1 protein-coding gene is annotated in these 262 nt (G+C 72.5%); it reads right to left on the bottom strand.

Translation table 11 applies throughout. The annotated features are described in order from the left end of the window. On the bottom strand, window positions 1-262 hold a 262-nt coding region (locus tag SB822_RS58235; protein WP_410859262.1), incomplete at both ends, for a siderophore-interacting protein.

The following is a 262-nucleotide window of genomic DNA, read 5'->3' as shown; positions in this document are numbered from 1 at the left end:
GATCCTCGTCCATCTCCTCCAGCCAGCGGCCGATCGCCGGCAGCGCGGTCTCGTCGCCGAACAGCACGTAGCGATCGTAGTCGTTGGCCACCACGAACGAGCCGCGCGGGCCGCCCACCACCAGTTCGTCGCCGGGCCGGACCTGCTCGGCCCAGGACGAGGCCGGACCATCGCCGTGCAGCACGAAGTCGATCGCCAGCTCGCCGGCCTCGGCGTCGTGCCAGCGCGGGGTGTAGTCGCGCGTGGGCGAATGCGGCTGCCC

Source organism: Paraburkholderia sp. SIMBA_054 (genome assembly GCF_046534875.1).
Taxonomy (GTDB): domain Bacteria; phylum Pseudomonadota; class Gammaproteobacteria; order Burkholderiales; family Burkholderiaceae; genus Paraburkholderia; species Paraburkholderia hospita.
This window is presented reverse-complemented; position numbering and strand designations above follow the sequence as displayed.